Annotated in this window: 10 protein-coding genes; 6 read left to right on the top strand and 4 right to left on the bottom strand. The window is 65.8% G+C overall.

Annotated features, from left to right (window positions below):
- The coding region (locus EOD07_RS12980) for an ABC transporter substrate-binding protein (RefSeq protein WP_164772218.1) at positions 1-856 on the bottom strand (856 nt) is incomplete at its 3' end.
- Between the two features lie 181 nt (positions 857-1,037).
- Positions 1,038-1,955 (bottom strand): pca operon transcription factor PcaQ, encoded by a 918-nt coding sequence (pcaQ, locus tag EOD07_RS12975; protein ID WP_127235735.1) that lies wholly within the window; start codon positions 1,953-1,955, stop codon positions 1,038-1,040.
- Positions 1,956-2,047: 92 nt separating this feature from the next.
- Between pcaQ and pcaD the strand changes: the two genes are divergently transcribed.
- The 6 genes from pcaD to pobA are packed head-to-tail and all read left to right on the top strand — an operon-like array spanning position 2,048 to position 6,852.
- Positions 2,048-2,860: a 3-oxoadipate enol-lactonase gene (pcaD, locus tag EOD07_RS12970; RefSeq protein ID WP_127235734.1), complete on the top strand. Its 813-nt coding sequence runs from the start codon at positions 2,048-2,050 to the stop codon at positions 2,858-2,860.
- Entirely contained in the window at positions 2,853-3,257 is a 405-nt protein-coding gene (pcaC, locus tag EOD07_RS12965; protein ID WP_073985359.1) for a 4-carboxymuconolactone decarboxylase, read from the top strand. The genes pcaD and pcaC overlap by 8 nt, the downstream gene beginning before the upstream one ends.
- Positions 3,250-4,002: a protocatechuate 3,4-dioxygenase subunit beta gene (gene pcaH, locus EOD07_RS12960; RefSeq protein ID WP_127235733.1), complete on the top strand. Its 753-nt coding sequence runs from the start codon at positions 3,250-3,252 to the stop codon at positions 4,000-4,002. Before pcaC ends, pcaH begins: the two co-directional genes overlap by 8 nt.
- Positions 4,002-4,616, top strand: coding sequence for a protocatechuate 3,4-dioxygenase subunit alpha (gene pcaG / locus EOD07_RS12955; RefSeq protein WP_127235732.1), 615 nt, complete (start codon positions 4,002-4,004; stop codon positions 4,614-4,616). The genes pcaH and pcaG overlap by 1 nt, the downstream gene beginning before the upstream one ends.
- Positions 4,617-4,627: 11 nt before the next feature.
- A complete protein-coding gene (locus EOD07_RS12950; protein WP_127235736.1) occupies positions 4,628-5,680 on the top strand; it encodes a 3-carboxy-cis,cis-muconate cycloisomerase in 1,053 nt (350 codons plus the stop codon).
- Positions 5,680-6,852: a 4-hydroxybenzoate 3-monooxygenase gene (gene pobA / locus EOD07_RS12945; RefSeq protein ID WP_127235731.1), complete on the top strand. Its 1,173-nt coding sequence runs from the start codon at positions 5,680-5,682 to the stop codon at positions 6,850-6,852. Before EOD07_RS12950 ends, pobA begins: the two co-directional genes overlap by 1 nt.
- A gap of 13 nt (positions 6,853-6,865) precedes the next feature.
- Here pobA and pcaF read toward each other — a convergent pair whose 3' ends face one another.
- Both pcaF and EOD07_RS12935 read right to left on the bottom strand, forming a co-directional pair.
- Positions 6,866-8,071, bottom strand: a complete 1,206-nt coding sequence (gene pcaF / locus EOD07_RS12940) for a 3-oxoadipyl-CoA thiolase (RefSeq protein WP_127235730.1) — start codon at positions 8,069-8,071, stop codon at positions 6,866-6,868.
- Positions 8,072-8,656 (bottom strand): CoA-transferase (locus EOD07_RS12935; protein ID WP_127235729.1); only part of this gene is annotated, 585 nt, incomplete at its 5' end. It abuts the gene before it with no gap.

Genomic DNA, 8,656 nt, shown 5'->3' with positions numbered 1-8,656 from the left:
GGCCGGTCTTGGCGACCTGGGCGATCTTGATCTGCCTTGTCAGGCCTTGCTGCGCGGCCTGGCGCCAGAAGGCGGCGAAGTCGGGCGGGATCGGGAAGGAGTTGAAGATCTCGACGCCTTCCTGCTTGAACAGCGCGATCTGCGAGGAATAGTCGGTGGTGCCGGTCTCGTAGGCGCCGGGATCGACGATCGTGAAACCCTGCTTGGCCAGAAGCGGCGCCAGGTTTGCGCGGATGGCGTTGCCGTCGGCGTCGTTGGGATACATGACGCCGACCTTCTTGTTGGTCTCGATCAGGTTCCACTGCGAAATGTAGGTCTTGAAGAACTCGCCGACGCCGAAGCCGAAATGATAGGTCCATTTAAACGGCGAGGGCGCGCCGGGCTTGGCGCCGCGGCCGAAATACCAGGCCTCCCACGGCATGACCGTCGACAGGCAGGGTACGCCGGCGGCCTCGCAGGCGTCCGCGACTGGATTGATCACCTCCGGCGTGGACACAGCGAGCATCAGATCAACGGCCTGGTTGTTGATCAGGTCCTTGGCGAGCTGGCCCGCGCGCGACGGATCCGACTGCGTGTCCTGATCGAGGATCTCGACGCTGTATTTCTTGCCGCCGAGCTCGATGCCGCTGGCCAGGGCCTTGCGGGCGAGGTCGAGCACATAGCCGTCGGTCTCGCCGAAGCCGGCAAGCGGGCCGGTGCGCGGGCTGACGAAGCCGACCTTGAGCGTGTCGGCGGCCTGCGCGAAGGCCTTGCCGCGGCCGAATGCAAGTGCCGCACCGCCGCCCATCGACGTGGCGATGAACTGGCGTCGTGAAATGCCCGATATGGCGGGCCTGCTGCCGATATTATGAGACATCTGCTCCTCCCTCAGTCGCCGTTCGACACGACGGCAAACGGGTCTTCCGCTTGCGGCCGCACAGCACGGCTTTCGATCCTCCGGAGGTCACATTGCACTAGCGGTTTGGTTCGGTAAAATGATATTTTACGGTGTTTCATTAACCTATGGGTTAGTGAAATTCGGACTGCCGACCCGATCGTCAGGCGTGGTGCCGCGCCGCTTCGCGGATCGTCTGCAAGAGGATGGTGAAGGCAGGCGAGGGCGCTGTGTCGGTGCGCATGGTCAAGCCCACCGGCCCTTTGGTCTCCTCCGTATCCACCGGCAGGGCGACGAAGGCGCCGCTGGCGATCTCATTGGCGACGACGCCGGCCGAGATGATCCACACGGCGTTGCTCTGGCGCATGAAGGAGCGGCCGAAGGAATCGGAAACGGTTTCGATTTCCGTGGCCGGCGCGGTCATGCCGTTGGTGATGAAGAGCCGGTCGACGAAAGGCCGGATGACGGATTCCCGCGTCGGCATCAGCACGGGAAACTCGTCGAGCCGCGCGAAGATGTCTGTTCCCGGTTCCGACAAGGGATGACCGGCCCGCACCACGAACAGCACCTGCTCCGAATAGAGGTGTTCGAAGAAGAAGCCGGTCATATGCTCCGGCGCGGCGAGGCGGCCGACGACGAGATCGAGCGCGCCGACGCGCAACTGCTCGAGCAGCACGGCGTTCTCACCGGTGACGATCTTGAGCGCGGCGCCGGTGTTTTCCTCGAGGAACAGGTTCATGGCAAGCGGCATCACCCGCGCCGACACGGTCGGCAGCGCGCCGATACGGATCGGGTCGCGATTGAGTGCGCCGTCCTGGCGCACGGAATCGACGCCGCGCTTCAGCGCCGAAATCGCCGAGCCGGCATGGCCAAGGAAGATCTCGCCGAGACGCGTGACGCGGATGCCGCGCCCGTCGCGCTCGACCACGGCGACGCCGAGCGCTTCTTCGAGCTCACGCAAGGTCTTGGTCACGGCCGGCGCGCTGACATGCAGGAAGTCGGCCGCGCGCGCGACGCTGCCTTGCCGAGCGACCTCGAGAAACGCCTGCAGATGGCGGAAGCGGATTCGGCTTTCGGCCATGGTTCGATAACCTCAGAGTTAATGAAACGCCGCAAAATATCATTTTACCGAACCAAACTGCTCGTGCAATGTGGCTTTGGAGGATCGAAATCGTGCCATTCGTCAGCATAGGCGGCGTCACGCTGCATCACCGCTTCATCGAGGCGGCGGGCACGCCGCGTCCGATCATCTTCATCAATTCGCTGGGCACCGACTTCCGCATCTGGGACGACGTCGTGGCAAAGCTCACCGGTGAAATGCCGATGCTCGTCTACGACAAGCGTGGCCATGGTCTGTCGGATATCGGCAGCGGCGCGCGTTCCATCGACGACCATGTCGACGATCTGGCGGGCCTCATCGACCACTTCGGCTTCAACAAGGTCGTGCTCTTCGGCCTCTCCGTCGGCGGCATGGTCGCGCAGCGGCTTTACGCTCGCCGGCCCGAGCTCGTGGAGGCGCTCGTCCTCAGCGACACCGCGCATAAGATCGGCACGGCCGACAGCTGGAACACGCGTATCGCAACCGTCGAGCGCGACGGCATCGAGGCGATCGCCGACGGCATCATGAAAGTGTGGTTCACGCCGGAATTCCACGCCGCGCGCGCGGCCGATCTGGCCGGCTGCCGCAACATGCTCACCCGGCAGGCGCTGCCGGGTTACATCGGCACCTGCATGGCGGTGCGCGATGCCGATTTCACCGACAGCGCGCGGCGCATCGCTGTGCCGACGCTCTGCGCCGTCGGCGATCAGGACGGCTCGACCCCGCCCGACCTTGTCCGCTCGCTGGCCGGACTGATCCCCGGCGCGCGTTTCGAAGTGATCCGCGATGCCGCGCACATCCCGTGCATCGAGCAGCCCGAAGCGCTCGTCAGCTTGATCCGCGATTTCGTCGCCTCGTTGCCCGAGGGAAAGTCTGCTCATGGATGATCTCACGAAGAACCGCTACCGGACCGGTCTCGAGGTTCGCCGCTCCGTGCTCGGCGATCCCCATGTCGACCGCGCCGAGGATACCGCGACCGATTTCGACCGGCCGTTCCAGCAGCTGATCACCGAAGCCGCCTGGGGAACGGTATGGGCGCGGCCCGGCTGGTCGAAGCGCGAGCGCTCGATCGTGACGCTGGCGCTGCTTGCGGCACTCGGCCATGACGAGGAAGTGGCCATGCATGTGCGCGCCACCGCCAATACCGGCGCCACGCGCGACGATATCTGCGAGGCCTTCTTGCATGTCGCGGTCTATGCAGGCGTGCCGGCCGCCAACCGCGCCTTCAAGATCGCCAAGGAGGTGTTCGCGCAGATGGACGGAGCCAAGACCGCCCATGGCTGAGCGAGGCTCGAACCGTTCGCCGGAAACCGGCGCCTTCTTCCAGCGCGACCGCCAATGGCATCCGCCGGCCTTCACGCCGAACTACAAGAGCTCGGTGCTGCGCTCGCCGCAAAAGGCGCTTTTGTCGTTCGACAACACGCTGTCGGAACTGACCGGACCGGTGTTCGGGCACACGATGCTCGGCGAGCTCGACAACGACCTGATCCACAATTTCGCCAAAGCTGGCGAGGGCGCGCTCGGTGAGCGCATCATCGTCCATGGGCGTGTGCTGGACGAGCGCGGCAAGGGTGTCCCCGGCGTGCTGCTCGAATTCTGGCAGGCCAATGCCGGCGGGCGCTACCGCCACAAGAAGGACGGCTATCTCGCCCCGCTCGATCCGAATTTCGGCGGCTGCGGCCGCACGATCACCGGCGAGGACGGCGGCTACGCCTTTCGCACCGTCAGGCCCGGGCCGTATCCGTGGCCGAACGGTCCGAATGACTGGCGGCCGGCGCATATCCATTTTTCGGTGCTCGGCCACGGCTTCGCGCAGCGGCTGATCACGCAGATGTATTTCGAGGGCGATCCGCTGATCTGGCGCTGCCCGATCGTCGGCGGCATTTCCAACAAGGAAGCCATCGAGGCGCTGATCGCCGCGCTCGACATGCAGTCGACGATCCCGATGGACGCGCTCGCCTACAAGTTCGACATCGTGCTGCGAGGGCGCCGCTCGACGCTGTTCGAGAACAGGCCGGAGGGCAATTGATGGCGCACTCGCTCGACCGGCTGAAGGAAAGCCCTTCGCAGACCGCCGGCCCCTATGTGCATATCGGGCTGACACCCAATTTCTGCGGCATCGGCGGTGTCTATGCGAGCGACCTCGGCTCGACGATGCTCAACGGTGAGACCAGGGGCGAGCGCATCGAATTGCGTATCCGCGTGCTCGACGGCACCGGCACGCCGCTCAAGGACGCGCTGATCGAGATCTGGCAGGCGGACGCCGACGGGCTCTACAATTCGCCCTCGGAATTGCGCGGCGCGGCCGATCCGAACTTCTTGGGTTGGGGCCGGCAGCCGACCGACATGGAAACGGGCGTCTGCCTGTTCCAGACGATCAAGCCGGGTCGCGTGCCGTTCCGCGACGGTCGGTTGATGGCGCCGCACATCACGCTGTGGATCGTGGCGCGCGGCATCAATCTCGGCCTGCATACGCGCCTCTATTTCTCGGACGAGGAAAAGGCCAATGCCGAGGACCCGATCCTTGCCCGCATCGAACATCGCCTGCGTGTGCCGACACTGATCGCCGAGCGCCAGGGCGATACCTACGTCTTCGACATACACCTGCAGGGCGAAAAGGAGACGGTCTTCTTCGACAGCTGACCGTGGCCGCCATGACCGTTTCGCCCTTCGATCATCCGCTCCTTTCCGGCCTGCTTGGCGACGAGGAGGCGGCGCGGCATTTTTCCGCCGAAGCCGATATCGACGCGATGCTCGCTTTCGAGCGGGCGCTGGCAGAGGCGGAAGCGGAGTTGGGCGTCATCCCGCGTGATGCCGGGGCGGCGATTGCGAAAGCTTTGGGATCGTTCCGACCGGATACGGCGAAGCTGCGTGCCGGCGTCACCACGGATGGCGTCGTGGTGCCGGAACTGGTTCGGCAGATCAAAACCGCGGTCGGTACGCCGCACGATGCATATGTGCATTTCGGCGCCACCAGTCAGGATGTCATCGACACCTCGCTTGTGCTGCGCTTGCGACAGGTCGTCGACCATATCGGCCTGCTGCTCGGCGAGAACGTCGTGCGCCTCACAGGGCTGGGGCTGGAGTTCGAAAGCCGCGAACTCATGGCGATGACGCGCATGCAGCCGGCAATTCCAATAACCGCGGGGGATCGGATCGTTTCGTGGCGGGCGCCGCTCGAACGTCACCAGGAACGCTTGAGAGAGCTCTCCGGCCGGCTGCTGGCGCTGCAATTCGGGGGTGCCGCCGGAACGCTGGAAAAGCTCGGCGACAACGCCGCCGCCGTCCGCGCCGCGCTTGCCGCGAAGCTCGGTCTTGCCGATGCGCCGCAATGGCACAGCCAGCGCGATGCGCTCGCCGAATTCGCCAGCTGGCTGTCGCTTGTCTCCGGCAGTCTCGGCAAGTTCGGACAGGATGTCGCGCTGATGGCGGAGTTTGGCGCCGACATAAAACTGTCGGGCGGTGGCGGCTCGTCGGCGATGCCGCACAAGCAGAACCCGGTGAAGGCGGAAGCGCTGGTGGCGCTGGCGCGCTTCAATGCCGTCCAGCTCTCCGGCATGCATCAGGCGCTGGTGCATGAGCAGGAACGCTCGGGCGCCGCCTGGATGCTGGAATGGCTCATCCTGCCGCAAATGGTCGTGGCGACCGCGGCCGCGCTGCGGCTTGCCGCCGAGCTGACCGCGCAGATCGAGAGCCTCGGTCATTGATGCGCACGCAGGTCGCCATCATCGGGTCCGGACCGTCCGGGCTGCTGCTTGGCCAGTTGCTCGCCGCGATCGGGGTCGAGACGATCATCCTCGAGCGGTCCAGCCGCGAGCATGTGCTCGGCCGCGTTCGCGCCGGCGTGCTCGAACAGGGCACGGTCGACCTGCTCGGCGAAGCGGGCGCGGCGGACAGGCTGCATGCGCAGGGGCTGCAGCATGCCGGCATCTCGCTCGCCTTCGACGGCCGCGCGCATCGCATCGACATGACCGCGCTCACCGGCGGCAAGCATGTCACCGTCTATGGCCAGACGGAGGTGACGCTCGATCTGATGCAGAAACGCGAAGCGGCGGGCTTGGTGACTTTCTTCGAAACCTCGAATGTCGCGTTGCATGGTTTCGACGGCGCTGCGCCCTTCGTCACCTACGACAAGGACGGCGTCACGCATCGCGTCGATTGCGATTTCATCGCCGGCTGCGACGGCTACCACGGCGTCAGCCGCCGATCGGTGCCGGAAAGCGCGCTGAAGACGTTCGAGCGGCACTATCCGTTCGGCTGGCTGGGTGTGCTGGCCGAGGTGCCGCCGGCCGACCACGAGCTGGTCTATGCCAATCACGAGCGCGGCTTTGCGCTCTGCTCGATGCGCTCGCCGCAGCGCAGCCGTTATTATGTGCAGGTTCCCGCCGACGAGCGCGTCGAGGCCTGGTCGGACGACCGGTTCTGGGATGAGCTGCGCCGCCGCCTGCCGCCGCACATAGCGGGTGCCGTCACCATCGGGCCCTCCTTCGAGAAGTCGATCGCGCCGCTCCGCTCCTTCGTCGCCGAGCCGATGCGGTTCGGCCGGCTGTTCCTGGTCGGCGACGCCGCCCATATCGTGCCGCCGACGGGCGCGAAGGGCCTCAACCTGGCCGCCAGCGACGTGCGCTATCTCTTTGCAGGACTTCGCGAATTCTACCGTGAGAGATCGCAAGCCGGGCTTGACGCCTATTCAGCCAAGGCTTTGGCGCGTGTCTGGAAAGCGGTGCGCTTTTCCTGGTGGATGACGACGATGCTGCACCGCTTCCCCGAGACCGGCGAATTCGGCCAGCGTATCCAGGAAGCCGAGCTCGACTATCTCGTGCACTCGAAAGCCGCGTCAACCGCGCTCGCCGAAAACTACGTCGGCCTGCCTTACTGATCGGCTGCCGCGCTCACACTCGCTCAAGCGCGATGGCGATGCCCTGGCCGACGCCGATGCACATGGTGGCCAAAGCCAGCTTGCCGCCGCGCTCGCGCAGCTCCAGCGCCGCCGTGCCGGTGATGCGTGCCCCCGACATGCCGAGCGGGTGCCCGAGTGCGATCGCGCCGCCGTTCGGATTGACGTGCGCGGCGTCCTCGGCGATGCCGAGCTGGCGCAGCACCGCGATGCCTTGCGAGGCGAAGGCCTCGTTCAATTCGACCACGTCGAATTGATCCGGCGTCAGGCCGAGGCGGGCGCAAAGCTTCTTCGTGGCCGGCGCCGGTCCGATGCCCATGATGCGCGGCGCAACGCCAGCGACGCCGCCGCCGAGGATGCGGGCGATCGGCGTCAGGCCGTGCTTCTTCGCCGCTGCTTCGGAGGCGATGATGAGGGCGGCCGCGCCGTCATTGACGCCGGATGCGTTGCCGGCGGTCACTGTGCCGCCCTGGCGGAACGGCGTCGGCAATTTGGCCAATGCCTCGATGGTCGTGCCCGCGCGTGGATGCTCGTCCTTGGAAACGACGATCGCGTCGCCCTTCCTCTGCGGGATGGTCACCGGGGTGATCTCCTTCGCCAGCCGGCCGCTCTCTTGCGCGGCCACCGCCTTGTCTTGGCTGCGGACAGCGAAGGCGTCCTGATCAGCCCTGCTGACGGAAAAATCCTCGGCGACATTCTCGCCGGTCTCCGGCATGGAATCGACGCCATACTGCTTCTTCATCAGCGGGTTGACGAAGCGCCAGCCGATGGTGGTGTCGTAGATCTCGGCATTGCGCGAGAAGGCGGTGTCGGCCTTCGGCATGACGAAGGGCGCCCGGCTCATCGATTCCACACCGCCGGCGACCATCAGCTCCGCCTCGCCTGATTTGATGGCGCGCGCGGCGATGGTGACGGCATCCATGCCCGAACCGCACAGGCGATTGACGGTCGAACCGGGAATGTCCTGCGGGAGGCCGGCAAGCAGCAGCGCCATGCGCGCGACGTTGCGGTTGTCCTCGCCGGCCTGGTTGGCGCAGCCATAGACGACGTCGTCGATGGCGGCCCAATCGACGCCGGAATTGCGCTCGACCAGCGCCTTCAACGGAATCGCGCCGAGATCGTCGGCGCGGACGGAGGACAACGAACCGCCGAAGCGGCCGATCGGCGTGCGGATGTAGTCGCAGATGAAGGCTTCGGTCATTTATGCAGCTTTCCCTTTGGCGGTCCCTTGGTGCGCCGCCTTGGTGCGGGCCTGCAGGTCGCGCAATGTCTTCAGCTCGAGTTCCGTCGGCGCCGGCGTCTCGTCAAGGGCCTCAGCGAACTTGACCGTCCAGCCACAGGTTTCCTGCACCTGCTCGCGGCTGACGCCCGGATGCAACGAGACGACGGTGAACTCCTTGGTCAGCGGGTCGGGCTTCCAGATGGCGAGGTCGGTGATCAAAAGCGTCGGCCCGGCGGTATCGATGCCGAGCCGCTTGCGATGATCGCCGCCGTCGCCATGGCCGAAGGAGGTGAAGAAGTCGATCTTCTCGACCATGCCGCGCTTCGACTGCGCCATGGTGATGTAGACCTGCCTCGACGAGGTGGCGATCTCCGGCGCGCCGCCGCCGCCGGGCAGGCGGGTCTTGGGATGCGCGTAGTCGCCGATGACGGTGGTGTTGATGTTGCCGAACTTGTCGAGCTGGGCGGCGCCCAGGAAGCCGATCGAGATGCGGCCGCCCTGCAGCCAGTAGCGGAACATCTCCGGCACCGCGACGGTGGTGACCGCCGTCTCGCACAATTCGCC

The sequence above is a fragment of the Mesorhizobium sp. M2C.T.Ca.TU.002.02.1.1 genome (genome assembly GCF_003997225.1).
This window is presented reverse-complemented; position numbering and strand designations above follow the sequence as displayed.